Origin of the sequence: Paraeggerthella sp. (genome assembly GCF_048427265.1) — a bacterium.
GTDB classification, from domain to species: Bacteria; Actinomycetota; Coriobacteriia; order Coriobacteriales; family Eggerthellaceae; genus Paraeggerthella; species Paraeggerthella hominis.
Window position 1 is genome coordinate 1 of record NZ_DBFOSR010000099.1, and the last position, 20,063, is coordinate 20,063.

The window sequence follows — 20,063 nt, forward strand, 5'->3', positions numbered from 1 at the left end:
CCTGCCGAATAACGAATTCGCATTCGAGCGCCCGCCCAAAGCGGGCGCAGGTTTTCCAGACGAGCGAGGGGGCAGGTGGGGTCAATGACCTCGCCTGCCCCCTCGCTCGCTCCAGTCCTCTCATTTTTATGGGCGCGAATCGGGACCTGGGCAATTCTGAAGGCTCTGCCGGGCGACGATGCCGGTTCAGGATTCTCGCCACCTGGGGTTTCTCTTGACTCCGAAGCTGCGTGACGCTCGAATCGCGCCTGAGGGCTGTCACGGTTCCGATTCGCACCCACAAAGTACGGTCCGGTCGGTTTCATCTTCGCTTCTCGTAGGCTTGATATTTCCAATGCTGTTGCAATTGCAACCGATATTATTCTTGATTAAGAATAATATAGAAGTATGTTCGTGATGTAGACATACGCTGCGAGGGGGATGTTGGGTGAGATCTTCGAATCGTGTTGGAGTCCGTAGGGGCTTTGCGGTGAAAATCGGCCTCCTTACGGTTGTTCTTTTCGTTGCGTACCTGCTCTCTTTTCTTATTGGCAGTGTCGATATTTCCGTGCAAACGGTGGTGGACATCCTGCGTGCCCAAATAATGCCTGTTGAACGGTACTGGGCGGCCGTGCTGGAGCCGATCATGATCAATGTGCGTTTCCCTCAGATCACGCTTTCGGTACTGATCGGGGGCGCACTTTCGGTTTCGGGTGCTTCGTATCAAACGGTGTTTAAAAATCCGATGGTGTCTTCTGACATTCTGGGCGTGTCCGCAGGTGCGGGCTTCGGTGCTGCTCTAGCCATGCTGAACGGATGCAATTGGTGGGAAATTCAGATATCCGCATTCGTCTGCGGTATTGCAGCCGTCGCGGTGGCGTGTGCCATTGGTGCGGCGTTCGGAAAACAGAACCTGACCATTCTCGTGCTGGCTGGCGTGGTGGTATCGAGCTTCTTCCAGGCACTCATATCTATTGTCAAAACCGTTGCCGATACTGACAGCGTGCTTCCTTCTATTACGTTTTGGCTGATGGGAAGTCTTAACAAAGGGGATAATGCCGATTTGCTGGTTGTACTGCCTTCGGTTTCTTTATCGCTTGTTTTGTTGTTTCTGTTTCGCCATAAGATCGACGTGCTGGCCGCGGGCGAGGACGAAGCGGCTGCTATGGGCGTGAACGTGCGGCTGGTCAAAAGCGTGGTCATAGTCGCGTCAACGCTTATGACCGCTTGCGCCGTGTCGGTGGCTGGCATCATTGGCTGGATCGGCATGGTGGTGCCGCATGTCGCGCGCGCTATGACGGGGGCGTCCTACTCCAAGCTCATCGTCGGATCGTTCGTTATCGGCGGCATATTCCTTCTGGTCATTGACGATATTGTGCGCGCTTCGTTGGCCGACCTGCCGTTGGGCGTGTTGACGGCGCTCATTGGCACGCCGGTGTTTGTGTTCCTTCTTATTCGCACGAGAAGGGAATGGCTCTGATGCTGGAAGTCGACGATCTTCGGTTTGCATACCATGCGCATCGCGGCGACGTGCTCAAAGGCGTGACGCTTTCGCTGCGCGAAGGCGAGATTCTATGCCTGCTGGGATCGAACGGTATGGGAAAAACCACGCTTCTCCGCTGCTTGTTGGGGTTTTCGAAGCCGCATGCGGGTTCGGTGCTTGTGAACGGGAGAAACATTGCATCCATGACCTCGAAAGAACGTGCTCGCCACATGGCTTACGTGCCGCAATCCTCGTCTCTGGCGTTTCCGTATTCTTCGCGAGAGGTGGTACTCATGGGGCGCGTGTCTCATTTGGCGCCCGGAGCTTCTCACTCCTTGCACGACAAGGATGTGGCGCTTGCATCCATGCGCCGATTGCAGATCGAGCATTTGGCCGAACGTCGCTATCAAGAGCTTTCGGGTGGTGAAAAGCAGATGGTGCTGGTTGCTCGCGCGCTCGCGCAGGAGGCTCGCGTGCTGGTGATGGACGAGCCTACGGCCAACCTCGACTACCACAACCAGGTAAAGATACTTGCAGCCATCAAGCACCTTGCGGCGCAGGGGCTTGCCATCCTCATGACTTCGCATTATCCCGACCATGCATTTTTGGCATGCTCGACGGTGGCGCTCATGAACGGTGGGCGCATTGTTGCTTCCGGTTTTCCCGACCTCGTGGTGACCAGCGAGAGTCTAAGTGCGCTGTACAACACGCCGGTGTATGTGGGTAGAACCGAAGTGGGCGGCATATCCGTCAAAACTTGCATTCCTTTGCTCGATGGAGTGCGTTCTTGCGACTCCAAAGGGATGGTCGATCGAAATCAATAGAAAGGAACGAATCATGAGAATTGCTAGCAAGAACGGTTGGCTTGCGCGTGTTGCCGCGGCGGCGCTGGTTGCCGCATTGGCGTGCGCGGGCCTGGCCGGCTGCTCGACGTCTGACTCGAAGGGCGCTGGTGCGTCTGCCGAGCAGCAAGGACAAAGCCAGGCAAAGCAGGAGGCGCCGGCAACGCGCACGGTGACCGACATGACGGGCCGCACTGTGGAGGTGCCCGGTACGGTGACGAGCGTGGCTACGTTTGGCTCGGTGGGCGTGCTGAACGCCTTCGTCGAATGCATGGGCAAAGGCGATCTGATCGTTAACGAAATGCCTGCAAACTTCACAAAGAATGACAAGTGGGCCATGCAGTACAAGTTCGCGCCGCAGATCAAAGGGGAGCCGGTTCTGGAAACGGCCGACGGCGTTGATATGGAAGCCACCATGGCGCTTGCTCCCGACCTTTGCATCACTATGATGGAGGACACGGCTCAGCAGCTCGAAGAGGCGGGCATGGCCGTGATCGTGCTGAAGTGGAACGACACGGAGGACGTTAAAAAGGCTGTCAGCTTAATGGGCGAGGTGCTCGGTGCTCAAGATCGTGCTGCCGATTACAATGCGTACTTCGATGGCATGGTGAAGAAGGCTGGTGACCGTACGGCGAAGCTTTCGGATTCGGATCGTCTTAAGGTGATATACGGTGACGTTGAAGCTCTTAAGAACCCGCATATCATTTCCGAGTGGTGGCTTACGGCCTCGGGCGGTCAGAGCGTGACGAAGGAGAAGCATCAGAAAAATGCGCTCGAATACACCGTTGAAGATCTGCTTGCATGGCAGCCGCAGGTGATCTTCTCCAGCAATACCGATACCGCTGCCATCTACGCCGATGCGAACATCGCCAGCTTGCCTGCCATTCAGGACAAGCGCGTGTACGCAGTGCCTACGGTAGCTCATGTGTGGGGCAACCGCACAGTTGAACAGCCGTTGACGGTGCTGTGGGCTATGAACAAGATGTATCCCGAGCTGTACTCCCAAAAAGAGCTAGCGGAAGATATCAAGTACTTCTATTCCCATTTCTTCGAGTACGAGATGACGGATTCCGAGATCGACTCCATTATCAACTATCGATAGGCGAATTCCCTTTTCAACCGCTCGCAGTTGCAGTTTGCGGGCGGTTGATGCCGGGATCTGCGACGGCGCGTTTTCGGCGAGGGAAGAGGCCGGTTGCGTGCAGACGAGCGAGGAACACATGTACAAGATGGCTTTGTATGGCAAGGGAGGCATCGGCAAGTCGACAACTACGTGCAACTTGGCTGCTGCGCTGGCTGCTCGTGGTTTCACGGTATTGCAGATTGGATGCGATCCGAAAGCCGACTCCACGCGTCTGCATACGGGCGGCGCGTCGCTGCCCACGGTGCTCGATTGCATGCGTGACGGCGACCCTGGATTGGGCGATATCGTGCTTCGTGCGCCGAACGGGGTGCTGTGCGTGGAGGCGGGCGGTCCGATACCCGGTCAGGGGTGCGCGGGGCGCGGGATTATTGCGGCGTTCGACCTTTTGGAGAAGCTGCACGCCTACGAGGAATACCGTCCCGACTTCGTGCTGTACGACGTGCTGGGCGATGTGGTGTGCGGTGGATTCGCCATGCCGATGCGCGGACGCTACGCCGACCAGGTTGCCGTCGTCACTTCGGGCGAGATGATGTCTCTGTACGCGGCAAGCAACATCATGCGGGCCGTGGCGGGCTTCCAGAAGCGCGGCTACGCTCAGCTGCTGGGCTTGGTCGCGAACCTGCGCAATGTAGAGGACGAAGAGGGCAAAATCTCCCGGTTCTGCGTCGAGGAGCGTACCTCGGTGATCGCGACCGTGCCGCGGTCCTCGCTTGTGCAAGATGCGGAAGACGCGGGTGCCACCGTGATCGAGTTGTTCCCCGACTCGCTTACGGCCGATGTGTATCGAGCGTTGGCCGACGGCGTGGAAGGCGCTGCTCGCGAGTACAGCAAGCGTGGAGCTTGCGGAGCGAACGGGGGAGCCTGACGATGGCCGAGTTGTCCTATCAGATTCCCAGCGCGGGACGCGCGAAGCGCATCATGCGCATCCCCGAGAGCCACGCGCTCTATCTTTGTCCGAATTCGTGCGGCCGGCGTCAGGGCATTCGCGCCCTGCGCAACGGCGTGGCCGACCATGCGTCGTTTTTGCGGTTCTCGCAGACCGATATCGTCTTGGGCGATTACCAAAACCAAGTGGTCGATGCCGTGGCGCAACTGCTGGATGCCGTTCGTCCGGCCCCGCGCGTGATCATGTTGTACGTGAACTGCATCGACGACTTTCTAGGTACCGATGAAGAAAGCCTTTTGATCGATTTGCGAGATCGATTCGCCCCCGTGCGCTTCCTGCTTTCGCATATCAACCCCATTGCGGCCGATATGACGCGCTCGACCGCTCGGAACATCCACACACGCCTGTACGAAGCGCTTGAGCGCGCGAATGCTCGCGACCGGGCCGTGAACTTCGTAGGGAACTTCGAAGCCCCCGCGCCAACATGCGAGCTCTATGCCGCGCTGCGCGCGCTTGGCGTGAGCGAGGTGCGCCAGATCGTTTCGTGCGAAACGTTTCGCCAGTACCTTGATCTGGCGAAAAGCGATTTCACGATCAGCTTGTCTCACCTTGGCGACGATGCCGCCGCATTGATGGAAGAGCGGTTTTCGATCCCTTCGATGAGCTGGCATGCAACGTACGATATGGACGAGATCGATCGACGCTACGCCGAGCTTGCGCAATTCTTGGCTTTGCGTCGCGGCGATCCTGTTGAAGCCTTGGACTGGAAGGAGCGCTTTGAAGCTGCGCTGATCCGCGTGGTTGCTCCGGCTCGTCGCGCGGCCGAATCGGCGCTGTCCGTCGCGCGCGCCGCAGTGGGAAATCTGCCGGTGATGGTGGATTCGTCGGCATCGCTCATGCCGTTTTCACTGGCCTTGGCCTTGCTCGGAGAAGGATTCAACGTGGTTGCGGTGTTCGGTTTTCATCTTAAAGGTTGCGACGATGCCGCAGAGCGTCATCTGCTGCAGCATTTCCCCCAAGTCAGGGTGATTCGCGCTGAAAGTCACCAGGTTATTCAGGGTTACGGGTTGCCAGAGGATTGCTTGTCGATCGGCACCGACGCGGCGTTTCTCGTGCGCGCGCAGCATGTGATCGACATGTATCACGACGAGGGGTTTCTTGGATTTCAAGGCGTCGAACGCCTTGCTTGGGCGATGGTTGGCGCCGTGGCTTGCGCAGACGGCGGTACGGGCGCTAATGCATCCCGGGCTGCGAGAAGCGGTGCATAATGGCCAAGCTTTCGATGTACCTACCGCCCTTTGCAAGCGACTATTCGGGCGCATGCTCGGCATTGTTCGGATTGAACTGCTTGGTTATCGTCATCGACGCTGGTTGTTGCACGCGAAACTACGTCGAGTACGATGAGTTGCGATGGCGGAAGTGCCGCAAGAGCACGTTTTCAGCTCAGCTGCGCACGCTCGATGCGGTGCTCGGCGATGATGCTCGTATTCTGGATCAGACTATCGAGGCAGTCGAGGCGCTGCATCCCTCGTGCGTTGCGCTGGTGGGAACGCCGGTCCCCGCAATTGTGGGGATGGATGTGCGCGGTATGGCGCGCGAAGTGGAATGCCGATGTGGCATGCCCGCATTCGGGCTGCCCACCACTGGTTTTGATACGTACGAGCACGGGACGTCGCTTGCATTGGAGGCGTTGTGCCGAAGGTTTGCGGGCGGCATAGATGCGGCGCAGAAGCCGCTCGATGACTGCATCCTTCATGGGAAATCTTGCGGTTTTGCGCGGCCGCGAGTGAACGTGCTGGGCGCGACCCCGCACGATTTCATGGGTGAGGAGCATTTGAGGGCACTCGAAGAATGCGTGCTGTCAGAAGGTTTCGATATTGCATGGAGCACAACTCGGCCTTATGGGTTGGGCGACGTTTCCCGGGCTGCGCAGGCGGATGCAAGTTTGGTGGTTTCGTGGTCCGGTTTGGCTGCGGCGCGCTTTCTGCGCGATCGCTTCGGCGTTCCCTTTGCGGTCGGTTCTCCGGTGGAGAGGGCGGGAGCCGATGCTGCGGCGGCAGGCTTGCGCGCAGCGATCGCGGGCGAAGGATCGCGCGATGCCGCGTACGCTGCCGGGCAAGGCCGGCAAGAATGCTCGTGCGCGGCTCGTGTGCTTATCGTGGGCGAACATGTGGCTGCGAACGCATTGCGGTCAACGTTGCGCGCTCGGTTCCTGCGCTCGGGCAAGACGCCGACCGTTTCCGTGGCGTCGTTCTTTTCAATGGAGCCGTCCTGGATCGAACCGGGAGATTTTCAAATCGAGTCAGAGCTCGATTTGGTGCGGTACGGCCAGCAGCATCCTGAAATGCTTTTCGTGGGGGATCCGCTGTTGCGACGTATCCCCGGGTTCGAGAATGCCGTGGCGCTCGAGCTTCCGCACGAAGCAGTGTCGAGCACGTTGTTCGCGCGCGATGCCGTGCTGCCGGGTGCGGACATGGATCGAGCGATCGAGCGATTCGTGGAGTGCTGCATCAAGGCGTAGCGAAGGAAGGACCGTGCCTGTAGGCGCGACCGACAAATACGAGAAAGACGAGGGAGCGGATGGAATTCGTATACGAGAACAGCGTCACGCGCCAAGATGCCCTGCGCGAGCTGTGCGATCGATGGGATGTTCGAAGGGAATCTCAGATCGTTCCGCTTGACACGGCGTTCGGCCGGGTGACGGCGTGCGACGTGCGCGCGCTTTGCTCTTTGCCGTTGAAGCGCTCGTCCAAGCGCGACGGCATTGCCGTGCGTTCCGCTGATTTTGCGAACGGCATGCCGGATACGGCCGCGTGGCGACGCGGCTGGGATTTCGAGCAGGCCGACACCGGCGATGATTTTCCCGATGCCTTCGATGCGGTTATTGCCGTGGAGGATATAGCCTATGACGTCGATGGTTCGTTGCGCATCGTCGGTGAAAACCTGGACGTCCGTCCTGGCGCGGCAGTCAATCCGTGCGGGTCCATCGTGCGTGAGGGTGATGTGGTGGTTCCGGCCCATACACGTCTCACCCCTGAGCTGGCAGCCTCGCTAGCTATAGGCGGTCATGCGCAGGTGCGTGTGCTGCGTCGTCCGAACGTGGCGTACATTCCTACGGGCGGCGAGTTGATTCCATACGGGTCGTATCCGCAGCGTGGGCAGAACATCGAAGCAAACAGCCTGATGGTGCAAGGGATGCTGACGGAATGGGGCGCAGAAGCCCTTTGCTATCCTATCGTGCGCGATGATCGTGCCGCGCTTGAAGCGGCGCTCGATCGTGCGCTCGAAACCGCCGATATCGTGCTGGTCAATGGTGGATCGTCGCGGGGAGAAGAGGATTTCAATTCGAGCATGCTCGAGGAGCGCGGGGATTACTTTCGTCATGGCGTGCGTGCTATTCCTGGACGTCCTGTGGGCATGGCATTGATTGACGGCGTGCCCGTCATAAATGTGCCCGGTCCGGTGCTGGCGGCTTTTCTGTGCATGGATTGGCTGATTAAAGGACTGGTCGCCCATTATTTAGGCGTGCCGAAGCCTCGTCGCCACATGGTGCGCGCCCGTATGGCGGAGGACCTGAAAAAGCCTCTTGCATTCGAGCGGCTTTCTCGCGTGTCGTTGCGCGCGGACGGGGTGGGCGGCTTGGTTTGCGTGCCGTTGCCTTTTGATAGAAGCGTGCCGAACGCTTTGCTCGAAAGCGATGGAATTCTGGTACTGCCCATTGGATGTGCTGGCGTCGATGCGGGCGACGAGGTGGGCGTCGAGCTGTTGCGTCCGCTCGAGCTTATCGAGGCTATGCCGCTTGCGATCAATGGAGGAGACGTTTTGTGATGGACGTTGGCTGCGGTTTTGAGCGGCCGGACGAACGAGGCTTTCTGAGGCGTTTGCAGGTGGGCTACCGGATGAAATGCGATTCGACGCTCCTTTCAAGTACGAATCGATTGCGATTGTACGCCAGAATGCCCTCGCGTTGCATACGTCCGAGCTCGCGCGACAAAGCGCAGCGCTCGATGTAGAGGTAGTCGGCCAGCTCTTGACGGTTGTAGGGTATGGAAAACGAGAGCGATCCTGCTTCGAGGGCGCGTTCTTGCAGGTAGGCAAGCACCTTCTCGCGCGTCGATCGGTTCGCTAGCGTGTCGAGCCGCTTGACGAGTTGCATGTTCGTGTCGGTGAGCGAGGCTACCAGGTTTCCCTTGACCAGGTTGATGTGCTTGATGCAGCAGGGGCATGCCTCTAGTTCTTTCGAAATATTGAAATCAATGGTCGTGCACGGTTCTGCGGCGATGACGTCCAGGCAGTTCGATGCGCAAAAGCACGGGGCAAGTTCGCTTGTGACGACAGAATTCTTGCGATAGCCGCCCAAGATGGAGCGGTTTCCCGCCGCGTCGAAGCGCACGATTAGCGCTTCTCCTTCAACAAGGTACCGCGTGCAAGCGGGTGCGCGAACGCGCCCGGCCAGCACGTCCCCTTTTTCGAAATGCGCAATGCGGGCGTTAAGGCAGCGAAGCACGGAACCGTGTTTGCTGGCGGGGATGCCCTTTAGGAGCGAAAGGTCGTTTGCGGGTGCGTCAAGGATGGGGAAGGCGGAATCGTTCATGCTGGCTCCGATCCAGAAATATATTCTTGATTGAGTATAATACAGAATCGAGGTAATCAGCAGGTGAGACTGGGCGGCGGTCGATCGGCGGAGTTTGCGGGGCCTTCAAACATTTTCATTGACCGGTCTTGTCCGCACGGCTAAAATGTATTCTCGCGCATTGGAGCGACGTGGGCCGTTAGCTCAGTTGGTAGAGCAGGGGACTTTTAATCCCAAGGTCGCGGGTTCGACTCCCTCACGGCCCACCATTTTTTTCCTTCCAATCGCGATGGCAGGGGCTTCGGCTTTTGCATGCCGTTCTGAACTGGGCCATCGTCCAACGGCAGGACTCTGGTTTTTGGTACCAGCTATCCAGGTTCGAATCCTGGTGGCCCAGCCACTTCACACCGCTCATGTCGTTCGCATCAGTGCATCGCGCACCGCATTTTGCTTCGCCGCTCCGCGTGGGCGGCGTTTTTATTCCAGCAGTTCGAAGGGGATGTCGCTTCCTATCCCGGATGTTGCCAGCACATCGCCCTCGTTCGTTACTAGCACGGCTTCCAACGACGGATGGCTCTCCGCAAACGCAAGCGCGCGATCGGCGCCCATGATGACGAGCGCCGTAGTGAACCCGTCCGCGTCAAGCGAAGCGCGCGAAACCACGGTGGCGCTCAGCAGGTCGGTCTGCGCGGGAAAGCCGGTGCGCGGATCCAGAATGTGGTGGTACAGCGTGCCGTCGCGCTCGAACGCGCGCTCGTATATGCCGCTCGTCACCACCGATCCGTCGCGAACGCTTACGCAGGCGAACGAATCTAGCATCGGCAGGGCGCTTGAAGGAAAGGGCTTTCGGATACCCACCCGCCACGGCGTTTCGTCGGGCTTGCCTCCCATAACCGCCACATTGCCTCCCAGGTTGACCAACGCGCGCTCGACGCCGCTCTCGCGCAACAGCGCAAGGATGCCGTCGGCGATGTGTCCTTTCGCGATGCCGCCCAAGTCAACGCAGGCCAGCGGGTCGTGCAGCGTCACGGTCGAGCCCGTCACGGCAACGTTTCGGTAGTCCACGTGGCGCAGCGCTGCAGCCAGATCGTCGGGGTTGGGGATCGTTTGCCGTTTGAAGTCCCAGAGTTGCGTTGCGCTTCCCATGGTGATGTCGAACAGCCCGTCGGTGGCGCGGCAGTATGCCAACGCCGTGTCGATGAACGTTGCCAGCCCGGGATCGACGTCGGTCGGAACGCCGCGCGCATGGTTGAGCCGAAACAGCTCGCTTGCGGGATCAACCCGCGAGAGCAAAAGCTCGCAGCGGTCGCACCATGCCACGGCTCGGTCGATGATGCTTGCATCGTCGGTCTCCGCACTGATGGTGTTGGTGGTGTTGAACCGAAAGAACTCCCGAGAAACCATACCGTTCCCTTCAACGTGAAGCGACATACGCTACTGGAACAGTATACTTTCTTTGGAGTCGTGCTGCAGGTGCGGCACGCGACGCGGGTAAGCGGCGTCGGCCGATGCCACGGCGAACGAGCGGTGGAAGGAGAAACGCAATGCAGCCTGAAAAGCGAGGCCTCATCCCGCAGTTCGATGCGTTCGACACGGTTGCTCTTCTTTCCTTCTGCATGAGCGTTCCCCTGCTTTTGCCCGTTCTCGAGTTTTGGCAGCGCGCGACGACCCCAGCCCTTGGCGCGGGTTCGTTTTTGCCGGCCGTTTCGTTCTCGACGGCGCTCTCGCTTGCCGCTATGTTCACGTCGCTCGCGTTCCTGTTCGTCTGCTTGCTCAAAACGGCGCATGCTCGGCTGAACCGCACGGTCGTGCTATTGGCCTTAGGTTGTTACGCGCTTGGATATGCTCTGCTCGATCTGTGGAGCTTCGGGGTTGTCGATGGATCCCTTGTTGAGACGGGATGCGGCCTTATGATGGGGTTCGGAGCGGCCGTCATGAGCCTTGTTTGGGTGAGCCGGCTGCGCGTGCTCGCGTTTCGACGCGCGTTGGCGGTGGTTTGGGCTTCCGCGCTCGGCCTGTTTGCCAGCAGCGCTTTGTTGCCGATGCTCAACGTTGATGCGGCGCGCGTAGCGCTTACGTGCGCGGCGGCTCTTTCCCTTGCGGGATGCGCTCGGCTGTTCTTTCGCTCGCAGCGTGAGGACGATCGCTTGGCGCAATCGGGCGCGAACTGGTGGGACGTGTTCGGCCATCTGGACGTTTCCGTAGTGGAAGGGACCGGGGATTTCAAGACGCCGCTTTCCCGGGCGCTGTTCTTCGCGGTCATGCCGTTTTCCATGTTGCTGCTGTTCGTTGCCGACAGCAGCTTGGCGCAGACGATGGAGTGGGGGATGGCGCCGTTGGCATGGGCTGGCTTGCTCGTCGAAGCCGCTATGGTGCTCCTTGCGTTTCTGAAGACGGACCAAGCCCTGATCAACTTTTCCTATCGCTTCTTCTTGCCGCTGATGGCTTTCGCGACGTTTGCCGCAACCGCGTTTGTCGATCCGCCGCTTCAGCGTTCGGCGATGGTGGTGGGTTCTCTTGCGTTCTGCACGGTCTACGCGCTCATTATGTCGGCAATGCTCGTTTCCATGGCGGGTCGCATGCGCTCTCTCGCGTTGCCCGCTGGCGGCATCATGATTATATTCAGCTGTCTGGTGTGCCTGCTTTCGGACGCCAGCGCCAACGCGGGCGTCCTGGGCGCGTATCGCTACCAGATCCTCATCGTACTGTTCGTGATCATGGCCGTTGTCCTCATGGTCACGCCCAGCTCGCGGCTGTGGCGCGTCATGCTTGAAGGCATCGATGCTGCGGAGTCGGCTTTGCCTGACGCGCGGGAAGATTACCTGCGTCGTTGCGCCCAGCTGGCGGAAAAGCATCGTCTGACTGCTCGAGAAGCCGAGATCTTGCTGCTTTTGGGTCGTGGGCACACGTCGATTTTCGTTGCCGAAGAACTGACGGTGGCCGAATCCACGGTGCGCAGCCATCGCAAGAACATCTATCGCAAGCTTGGCGTGTCGTCGCGCGAAGAGCTGTTCAAGCTGCTCGATGACCAGGCTGACGAAGGCGTTTGAGCAATCTCCCCCTTTTCGTTTAGAAAGAACATGCCAGGTGGGGAGCAAGTCCCCTCGTTTTGACGATAGATTCCCCTTGCTTCGGCTCGTATGGTGGCCTCGTTGTTTGAAGATACTTCAAGGGAGGCTACCATGGAACTGCAAGTCACTCGTCGTGATTTTCTCAAGGGGAGCATTATCGTAGCGCTGGGCGCGGCAGGCGCTTCCATGCTGGGTTCGTGCGCGCCAAGCGGCGCCGCTGCAACATCCGAAGGCGCGACGCCCGCAGTCGGTTCGGGCGGCTCCTCGAACGCGGTTACCCTTCATCGCGGCTACGGCGCGGCTCACGGTGACAAATGCTTCACAAGCGTGGTCGTCGCTACGGCAGATGACGGCTCGATCCTTGCCGTGAGCGTGGACGATTACCAATTCATGCCGGCCGGTTCGACGGGCATCACGCCGGTTCCGAATTCCGATGCCGGGCTTGCGGCCGGCTACGCAACGGGTCAGGTGCTCATGTCGAAAACCGTGAACACCGATGCGTATTCCGCAATGATGAAGGAGAAGGCGCAGGCCACGCAGCCTTGGCTCACGTCCATGCGCGCTATCGAAGACTACTGCGTTGGCAAGAAGCCTTCGGAGCTGAAGAAGGCCAGCATCGATACGGTGTCGGGGGCTACGCTCGTCGACGCTCCCAACTATCTTAAGCTGGTGTCCGAAGTTGCTCAAAGCGACGCCATCACCTCGTCGGGCACGTATTCGGGTGATGGATCGAACCTCAAGCTAGGGCGCGTCAACGCCGCTGCGCATGGCGACAAGGCGTTTGCCGAAGCCGTTTCGCTCGTGCAAGACGACGTGCTGGTTGCAACGAGCATCGACGAGTTCCAGTTCGTCGCCACGTCTTCCGAAGGCTTCGTTCCCGTACCGAATTCCGATGCAGCGTTTGCCGCCGGTTACGCCGAGGGCCAGATGCTCATGTCCAAGTCGGTGAACTCCGAAGCGTATTCCGCGATGATGAAGGAGAAGGCCCAGGCCACTACGCCATGGATTGAGTCCATGGAGGCCATCGAATCGTTTGTGGCCGGCCAGAAGATCTCCGACGTGAAGGCGAAGGGCCCTGACGCCGTTTCCGGTGCGACGCTTGTGGACACCGCCGGCTATGTGAAGGCGGCGGTAGAGGCTGCCAAGGCTGCTTAGATCCGCTGTTCCGTTCCCCTTGCGAAGCGAGCCGATTGTCGTACGCGTCGGATCGCTTCGCCGTTGCTTGCCGAGCGCATTATAATAGGCGGAAAGCCGGATAGGAGACTCTATGGACGCATTGCCGTACGAGCGACGTAACCGATCTCCCAAGCAGGGTGCCGCCATCGGCCTGCTTGTCTTGATGGCGATGGTCCTCAGCTTTGTCGAGCTTCCAGTGGTCCCGGGCGCCGAATGGCTGAAGTACGACCCCTCCGGTGCGGTGTCGTTGCTGGCCACCGTGCTGTACGGCTCTTGGATAGGGGTCGGCGTGGCGGTTGCTTCGTGGATACCCCATTTGATTACCGACCCCTTGGGCGCGTTCATGAACATCATGGCAACCGTCTCCCTTGTTATGGTGGTGGGGGCGGTGTATCGTCGCAAGCCATGCTTGCTGTATGTGGTATTGGGCTGCGCGGCTGGCGTGGCCGCGTCTACGGCCGTTTCCGTCTGTTTGAATTTCGTGGTGATGCCGCTGTACGTTGAGGCGACGTATCAGCAGGTTGCCGCGCTCGTGTTTCCCGCGCTGCTGCCGTTCAACGTGCTCAAGGCGTTGGCGAACTCGGTTTTGGCCATTGTCTCGTACCGGAAGCTGGCGGCTTTGCTGGGGGAGTCGGATCTTGGCTCGTCTTCTTCACATTAAATACCCTTGACCTTGCAGGCAAAATGCCTATACTTATTTCTCTGACGGAGCGTCCACCCTTAAAACGCGCCCGACCCCGTCGAAGCCGACAAGGCGGCTGCGCATCGCGCGAGTACCTGGCGGTCCTGCTCCTTATGCGGACTGCGCGGTTCCGAACCGCACGCCTGACATGCAGGCATATTCGAACCAACGGTTTGTTGGCTTTCTGTGCCCAAAAAATTCTCTTGCTCAATCTACACTTTATTTGGTAGAATCTATCGTTGCTGCTTATAACGACCTGCTTTGAAGGAGCACTTTTGAGCAAAGAAGATGTAATCGAGCTTGAGGGAACTGTCCTAGAAGCGTTGCCGAACGCTATGTTTAGGGTTGAGCTCGAAAACGGACACAAGATATTGGCCCATATCTCTGGCAAGATGCGTATGCACTACATCAAGATCCTGCCGGGAGACAAGGTGACGGTTGAGCTTTCCGTCTACGACCTGAATCGCGGCCGTATCACGTATCGTTTCAAGTAGGCGCAGTTTTTTGCGTCAAGCGCGTTAATCAGTTAAGAAAATTCTCACCTGCGGCTGGGTGTGGAGTATAGACGGGAACGCATAACCGAAAGGAAATGATTATGAAGGTACGTCCTTCGGTCAAGAAAATGTGCGACAAGTGCAAAATCATCCGACGCCATGGCAAGGTCCTCGTTATCTGCGAGAACCCGCGCCATAAGCAGCGTCAGGGCTAGGAAGAAAGAGGAGATATAACCTATGGCACGTCTTGTTGGTGTCGACCTTCCTCGCGACAAGCGCATTGAAGTCGGCTTGACCTACATCTACGGCATTGGCCTGACCACTTCCAAGCAGATCCTCGCCGAGACCGGCGTTGATCCGAGCGTCCGCGTGAAGGACCTCACGGAAGATGATCTGCAGAAGCTGCGCGACTACATCCAGGGCAACATCAAGGTGGAGGGCGACCTGCACCGCGAGGTTTCTCAGAACGTCAAGCGCCTCATGGAGATCGGTTGCTATCGTGGACTCCGCCATCGTCGCGGCCTGCCCGTTCGCGGACAGCGCACGCACACGAACGCGCGCACGCGCAAGGGTCCTCGTAAGCAAATCGGCGGAAAGAAAAAGTGAGGTAGCTAGAAGTGGCAGCTAAGAAAAACGTGCGCACGCGCATTAAGCGCTCCGAGCGTAAGAACATCGCCGTTGGCGCTGCGCATATCAAGTCTACGTTCAACAACACGATCGTGAGCATCACCGATCCTCAGGGCAATGTGATCTCGTGGCAGTCCGCCGGCACGGTGGGCTTCAAGGGCTCGCGCAAGTCCACTCCGTTCGCTGCTCAGATGGCCGCCGAGGCCGCTGCGAAGACGGCGATGGAGCATGGCCTGCGCAAGGTGTCCGTGTTCGTCAAGGGCCCGGGTTCGGGTCGCGAGACGGCCATCCGCTCTCTGCAGGCCGCCGGCTTGGAGATTGCCAGCATTCAGGATTGCACACCCATCCCGCACAACGGTTGCCGTCCGCGCAAGCGTCGTCGCGTGTAGCTGAAAGGATCTAAGTATTATGGCTCGTTATACTGGAGCGGACTGCCGTTTGTGCCGTCGTGAAGGTGCGAAGCTCTTCCTGAAGGGCGACCGCTGCTACACGGAGAAGTGCGCAATCGAGCGCCGTAACTACGCGCCGGGCGAAGCCGGCAAAAAGCGCATCAAGGAAAGCGAATATCGCACTCAGCTGCGCGAGAAGCAGAAGACCAAGCGTATCTATGGCGTTCTGGAGAAGCAGTTCCGTCATTACTACGATATGGCCAACCGTCAGCAGGGCGTTACGGGTGAGAACCTGCTTCGCATCCTGGAAAGCCGTCTGGACAACGTCGTCTACCGCCTGGGCTTTGCGAAGTCTCGCGCGGAGGCTCGCCAGCAGGTGCGTCACGGTCACATCGTTGTCAACGGTCGTCGCGTCGACATCCCGTCGTTCCGCGTTCGTCCGGGCGACGTGGTTGCCGTTGCTCCCAAGGCTCAGGACATGTTGGTCATCAAGAGCGCGCTGATCTCCAACGAGCGCGTGCAGGTGCCGGCATGGCTTGAGGTTGACATCGAGAAACTTCAGGGCAGCGTTCTCGCGCTTCCGCAACGCGACCAGATCGATCTGGATATTCGCGAGCAGCTCATCGTCGAGCTCTACTCGAAATAATCGCGGCATAGTAAGGAGGCTTACCCCACATGACAGAGTTCATGAGGCCTACTGTAACAACGGAAGAAGTCAACGATACTGTCGCGCGTTTCATCGTCGAACCGCTCGAGCGCGGTTACGGCTACACGCTGGGCAACTGCATGCGTCGCGTGCTGCTCTCGTCCCTGGATGGCGCAAAGGCTACGGCCATCCAGATCGAGGGTGTGCAGCATGAGTTCACGACGGCCGAGGGTGTCATCGAGGACATCACGGACATCGTTTTGAATGTCAAGGGACTCGTGTTCTCTGCACTGAACGACGACATCGAAGAGGCCACGGCGCATGTGTCGGTGGAGGGTCCTTGCACGGTTACGGGCGCGGACCTCGACATCCCGACCGAGTTTACCCTGGTCAACCCGGAGCACGTCATTGCGACGGTTTCCGATGGCGGCCAGTTGGACATGACGGTTCGCATCGGCGTCGGCCGCGGCTACGTGTCTGCCGAGCGCAACAAGCGCACGGAGGATCCCATCGGGGTCATCCATGTTGACTCGTTGTTCTCGCCGGTCCGTCGCTGCACGCTCAACGTGACCGACACCCGCGTGGGCCAGCGTACTGACTACGACAAGCTCGTGCTGGAGGTGGAAACGGACGGCAGCATCACGCCGACCGAGGCCATCTGCCGCGCGTCCAACATCGTGAACCAGTACATGGGCGCGTTCTTGAGCCTGTCCGATATGGCCGACGAGGAGGAGGGCGAAGTTCCGTCCATCTTCGCGCCGGAGGGCCAGGAGTCCAACGCCGAGCTGGACAAGCAGATCGAGGATCTCGACCTGTCCGTTCGCTCGTACAACTGCCTGAAGCGCGCCGGTATCCATTCGGTTCGCCAGCTGGTCGAGTTCTCCGAAAACGACCTGCTGAACATTAGGAACTTTGGTGCGAAGTCCATCGAGGAAGTGAAGGACAAGCTCATTTCCATGGACCTCAATTTGAAGCTATAGGAGATACGTATCATGCGACACAATTACAAGGGCCGCAAGCTGGGCACCGACTTCAGCCACACCAAGGCCATGAAGAAGAGCCTGGTGAACGCCCTGTTCCTGAACGACCGCATCAAGACGGTCGAGTCGCGCGCCAAGGAGATCCGTCCTGACGTCGACAAGATCATCACCTGGGCGAAGCGCGGCGACCTGCATGCTCGTCGTCTGGCCATCGCGGCTCTGGGCGACAAGGAACTCGTGCGCGAGATCTTCGAGAAGGTCGAGCAGGGCATGTTCCAGGACCGTCAGGGCGGCTACACCCGCATCATGAAGCTGGGTCCCCGCAAGGGCGACAACGCCCCCATGGTCATCATGGAGCTTGTGACCGAGCCCGTGAAGAAGAAGGACGAGGAGAAGCCGGCCGCCAAGAAGGCTGCGAAGAAGGTTGCTCCCAAGAAGGTCGAGAAGGTCGAGGAGGCTGCTGAGGCTCAGGCTGAGGAAGCCGCCGTCGAGGCTGCCGACAAGGCTGAAGAGGCTGCTGCTGAGAACGTGGAAGCCGTCGAGGCCGAGGTTGTGGAGAAGGAGAAGGCTGAATAGCTTTCGCTTCGCTTCATACTGATATGGGAAAGGGATCCGCATGCGCGGGTCCCTTTTTTTGAGTGTTCGGCGAGCATGATCGTCGAACTGCGGGCGTGACGTGCGCCTTGCGGTTCGCGCTCGCGTTAGCGTTGGCTTCGTGCAGTTCGTGCGCGCATCCTCCGATTGTGGCATACTGCCTGCATGCGAATCAACGTAAGCTCTTATATTCCCGGCGCCTCGCCGGTGCATGCGTGCGACGCACGGGTTAAACTCGTGCTGCTTGCTGCGTATTCCGCTACGTTGTTTTTGGTGCATACGTGGATTGGCCTGGGGTTGTGCGCGTTGCTGTTCGCTGCTGTTGCGATGGCGTCGACGGTGCCCGCTCGAAGGCTGTTCGGTTTGATGCTGCCGGTGTACGTGATCGTTGCGTTCACGGTGGTGTTCAATGCGTTTTCGTTCGATGTGGCCCAGGCGGCTGCTGCAGGCGCCCCTTCGGGGTTGGGCGACGTGTCGGCGGGTTTTTTGGGCGCATGGTCCCCGATTGCTTTGTTTGGCACGTTCGGATTCGTGCCTGCGGGATTTGCGCGCGGCTGCTTCTTCGCCGTGCGGATCATCTTGCTTGTGGTGGGCAGCCTGGTGGTTACCTACACTACTACGTCGACTGAGTTGACCAATGCGTTAAGCAGTTTTCTTCGCCCCTTGCGACGTCTTGGCGTTCCGGTGGACGATATAGCCATGGTGTTCTCGCTCGCGTTGCGCTTCATTCCCGTTACCGCCGAAGAGCTGGCGCGCGTGCACGATGCGCAGCAAGCGCGCGGCGCATCGTTCGACGCAGGCGGGTTGTGGCAGCGTTTGCGGGCTTGGCAGACGGTGCTCATCCCCTTGTTCGTGGGGTTGTTTCGCCGTGCCGACTCGCTGGCTGTGGCCATGGATGCGCGCTGCTACGGCGCCCCCGACGTGGAACGTACCTCGCTTGCGCCGCGCGCGTTCTCGTTGGCGAGCGGCGTGGTGCTGGCGGCAGGGTTGGCGGTGTGCGCGGTGTTGTCGATTTTGCTGTGAACCTGCATTCGAGACTGTACGTTTCTTAGCGCCTGGATGCCTCTTTCTTGATGCTCTTCGGTCTTGCGGGCTGCCGTTCGTCGCTGCGGTTATGGGAAACGCGCAGGGTTGCCGTCTCCCGGTTTCCGACGTGCTATGATTGCTCTTGATGTAAATCGTCATCATCCTACGAGGAGGCATTCATGAGCGTCATCATCGATGTGTTCGGTCGCGAGATTCTCGACTCGCGCGGCAATCCGACCGTGGAAGTTGAGGTCGTGCTGGAGGACGGTTCGTTCGGCCGCGCGGCTGTGCCGTCGGGTGCTTCGACTGGCGCGTTCGAGGCTGTTGAGCTGCGAGATTGCGATAAGGGTCGCTATTTGGGCAAGGGGACGCTCGATGCGGTTGCTCATGTGAACGGCGAAATCGCCGACGCCCTGATTGGCGTGGAAGCCGACGACCAGCGCTTCGTCGACGACATTATGCTGGAAATCGATGGCACCGACAACAAGGGCGCGCTGGGTGCGAACGCCATCCTGGGCGCGTCCCTGGCCGTGGCGAAGGCTGCTGCAGAGTCCGCCGAACTTCCTCTGTACAAGTACGTCGGCGGTGTGAACGCGCATCTGCTTCCCACGCCCATGATGAACATTCTGAACGGCGGCGCGCATGCCGACAACAACGTGGACTTCCAGGAGTTCATGATCATGCCGGTCGGCGCCGACTCGTTTGCCGAAGCGCTGCGCTGGTGCGCTGAGATCTACCACACGCTGAAGAAGGTTCTGCACGATGCCGGCCTTGGCGGCGGCGTGGGCGATGAAGGCGGTTTCGCTCCGAACTTCAAGACGAACGAAGAGCCGCTCGAGTACGTGATGAAGGCATGCGAGGCTGCTGGCTACAAGCCCGGTTCCGACATCATGTTCGCTATGGACCCGGCTTCAACCGAGTTCTACGATGCCGAGAAGCAGAAGTACGTGCTGGCCGGCGAGGGTCGCGAGCTGACGAGCGCCGAAATGGTCGACTACTGGGAGGCTTTGGTCAACAAGTACCCCATCATCTCCATCGAAGACGGCATGGCCGAAGAGGACTGGGACGGCTGGAAGCAGCTGACCGAGCGCATCGGCGATCGCGTGCAGCTGGTGGGCGACGACCTGTTCGTCACGAATTCCAAGCGTCTTGCCAAGGGCATCGAGATGGGCTGCGCGAACGCCATTCTTATCAAGGTGAACCAGATTGGCAGCTTGACCGAGACGCTTGAGGCCATCGAAATGGCGAAGCAGGCCGGCTATGCGTGCGTCATGAGCCACCGCTCGGGCGAGACCGAGGACACCACCATCGCCGACCTGTCCGTGGCCTGCAACACCGGCCAGATCAAGACGGGCGCGCCGTGCCGCAGCGACCGCGTGGCGAAGTACAACCAGCTGCTTCGCATCGAGGAAGAGCTTGACGCTCAGTCGACGTATGCCGGTATGGCTGCGTTCTACAACATCAAGCGCTA

The 20,063-nt window shown here is 59.3% G+C and carries 21 protein-coding genes and 2 tRNA genes; 21 read left to right on the top strand and 2 right to left on the bottom strand.

What is annotated here, in order from left to right; translation table 11 throughout:
• Positions 1-469 precede the first annotated feature (469 nt).
• The 7 genes from ACMNI9_RS08990 to ACMNI9_RS09020 all read left to right on the top strand — a co-directional run bounded on the left by ACMNI9_RS08990 (position 470) and on the right by ACMNI9_RS09020 (position 8,162).
• A complete protein-coding gene (locus ACMNI9_RS08990) occupies positions 470-1,459 on the top strand; it encodes a FecCD family ABC transporter permease (RefSeq protein ID WP_418831703.1) in 990 nt (329 codons plus the stop codon).
• Positions 1,459-2,286: an ABC transporter ATP-binding protein gene (locus ACMNI9_RS08995; RefSeq protein ID WP_418831705.1), complete on the top strand. Its 828-nt coding sequence runs from the start codon at positions 1,459-1,461 to the stop codon at positions 2,284-2,286. Before ACMNI9_RS08990 ends, ACMNI9_RS08995 begins: the two co-directional genes overlap by 1 nt.
• Before the next feature lie 13 nt (positions 2,287-2,299).
• Entirely contained in the window at positions 2,300-3,406 is a 1,107-nt protein-coding gene (locus ACMNI9_RS09000) for an ABC transporter substrate-binding protein (RefSeq protein WP_418831707.1), read from the top strand.
• Positions 3,407-3,524: 118 nt separating this feature from the next.
• Positions 3,525-4,313 carry an AAA family ATPase gene (locus ACMNI9_RS09005; RefSeq protein WP_418831708.1) on the top strand — a complete coding sequence of 263 codons (789 nt, stop codon included), beginning with the start codon at positions 3,525-3,527 and terminating at the stop codon, positions 4,311-4,313.
• A gap of 2 nt (positions 4,314-4,315) precedes the next feature.
• Positions 4,316-5,602: a nitrogenase component 1 gene (locus tag ACMNI9_RS09010; protein WP_418831710.1), complete on the top strand. Its 1,287-nt coding sequence runs from the start codon at positions 4,316-4,318 to the stop codon at positions 5,600-5,602.
• The gene (locus ACMNI9_RS09015; protein WP_418831712.1) at positions 5,602-6,855 is read left to right on the top strand and encodes a nitrogenase component 1; all 1,254 of its coding nucleotides are present in this window, start codon (positions 5,602-5,604) and stop codon (positions 6,853-6,855) included. The genes ACMNI9_RS09010 and ACMNI9_RS09015 overlap by 1 nt, the downstream gene beginning before the upstream one ends.
• Before the next feature lie 59 nt (positions 6,856-6,914).
• Complete coding sequence (locus ACMNI9_RS09020; protein ID WP_418831714.1) at positions 6,915-8,162, top strand: molybdopterin molybdotransferase MoeA; 1,248 nt, start codon at positions 6,915-6,917, stop codon at positions 8,160-8,162.
• A gap of 64 nt (positions 8,163-8,226) precedes the next feature.
• On the opposite strand, the gene ACMNI9_RS09025 is transcribed toward ACMNI9_RS09020, so the two are convergent.
• Positions 8,227-8,928, bottom strand: a complete 702-nt coding sequence (locus ACMNI9_RS09025) for a Crp/Fnr family transcriptional regulator (protein WP_418831716.1) — start codon at positions 8,926-8,928, stop codon at positions 8,227-8,229.
• Positions 8,929-9,100: 172 nt separating this feature from the next.
• On the opposite strand from ACMNI9_RS09025, the gene ACMNI9_RS09030 reads away from it, so the two are divergent.
• Positions 9,101-9,176: transfer RNA gene (locus ACMNI9_RS09030), tRNA-Lys, on the top strand.
• A 57-nt stretch (positions 9,177-9,233) separates the two neighbouring features.
• Positions 9,234-9,307, top strand: a tRNA-Gln gene (locus ACMNI9_RS09035).
• Positions 9,308-9,384: 77 nt separating this feature from the next.
• On the opposite strand, the gene ACMNI9_RS09040 is transcribed toward ACMNI9_RS09035, so the two are convergent.
• Positions 9,385-10,311 (bottom strand): FAD:protein FMN transferase, encoded by a 927-nt coding sequence (locus ACMNI9_RS09040; protein WP_418831718.1) that lies wholly within the window; start codon positions 10,309-10,311, stop codon positions 9,385-9,387.
• 140 nt (positions 10,312-10,451) lie between these two features.
• Between ACMNI9_RS09040 and ACMNI9_RS09045 the strand changes: the two genes are divergently transcribed.
• The 12 genes from ACMNI9_RS09045 to eno all read left to right on the top strand — a co-directional run.
• Complete coding sequence (locus tag ACMNI9_RS09045; protein WP_418831719.1) at positions 10,452-11,957, top strand: helix-turn-helix transcriptional regulator; 1,506 nt, start codon at positions 10,452-10,454, stop codon at positions 11,955-11,957.
• 132 nt (positions 11,958-12,089) lie between these two features.
• Positions 12,090-13,133 (top strand): twin-arginine translocation signal domain-containing protein, encoded by a 1,044-nt coding sequence (locus ACMNI9_RS09050; protein ID WP_418831721.1) that lies wholly within the window; start codon positions 12,090-12,092, stop codon positions 13,131-13,133.
• A gap of 112 nt (positions 13,134-13,245) precedes the next feature.
• Entirely contained in the window at positions 13,246-13,815 is a 570-nt protein-coding gene (locus tag ACMNI9_RS09055; RefSeq protein WP_114567403.1) for an ECF transporter S component, read from the top strand.
• Between the two features lie 296 nt (positions 13,816-14,111).
• The gene (infA, locus tag ACMNI9_RS09060) at positions 14,112-14,330 is read left to right on the top strand and encodes a translation initiation factor IF-1 (protein WP_114567402.1); all 219 of its coding nucleotides are present in this window, start codon (positions 14,112-14,114) and stop codon (positions 14,328-14,330) included.
• Positions 14,331-14,431: 101 nt separating this feature from the next.
• The gene (rpmJ, locus tag ACMNI9_RS09065) at positions 14,432-14,545 is read left to right on the top strand and encodes a 50S ribosomal protein L36 (RefSeq protein ID WP_006363204.1); all 114 of its coding nucleotides are present in this window, start codon (positions 14,432-14,434) and stop codon (positions 14,543-14,545) included.
• A 22-nt stretch (positions 14,546-14,567) separates the two neighbouring features.
• Complete coding sequence (rpsM, locus tag ACMNI9_RS09070) at positions 14,568-14,936, top strand: 30S ribosomal protein S13 (protein ID WP_114567401.1); 369 nt, start codon at positions 14,568-14,570, stop codon at positions 14,934-14,936.
• 11 nt (positions 14,937-14,947) lie between these two features.
• Entirely contained in the window at positions 14,948-15,346 is a 399-nt protein-coding gene (gene rpsK, locus ACMNI9_RS09075) for a 30S ribosomal protein S11 (RefSeq protein WP_009306916.1), read from the top strand.
• Positions 15,347-15,365: 19 nt separating this feature from the next.
• Positions 15,366-15,992 (top strand): 30S ribosomal protein S4, encoded by a 627-nt coding sequence (gene rpsD / locus ACMNI9_RS09080; protein ID WP_114567400.1) that lies wholly within the window; start codon positions 15,366-15,368, stop codon positions 15,990-15,992.
• A gap of 29 nt (positions 15,993-16,021) precedes the next feature.
• Entirely contained in the window at positions 16,022-16,972 is a 951-nt protein-coding gene (locus ACMNI9_RS09085) for a DNA-directed RNA polymerase subunit alpha (protein WP_114567399.1), read from the top strand.
• A 12-nt stretch (positions 16,973-16,984) separates the two neighbouring features.
• A complete protein-coding gene (gene rplQ, locus ACMNI9_RS09090; protein WP_114567398.1) occupies positions 16,985-17,548 on the top strand; it encodes a 50S ribosomal protein L17 in 564 nt (187 codons plus the stop codon).
• 183 nt (positions 17,549-17,731) lie between these two features.
• Positions 17,732-18,589 (top strand): energy-coupling factor transporter transmembrane component T family protein, encoded by an 858-nt coding sequence (locus ACMNI9_RS09095; RefSeq protein ID WP_216529370.1) that lies wholly within the window; start codon positions 17,732-17,734, stop codon positions 18,587-18,589.
• 182 nt (positions 18,590-18,771) lie between these two features.
• Positions 18,772-20,063 (top strand): phosphopyruvate hydratase (eno, locus tag ACMNI9_RS09100; RefSeq protein WP_216529371.1); only part of this gene is annotated, 1,292 nt, incomplete at its 3' end.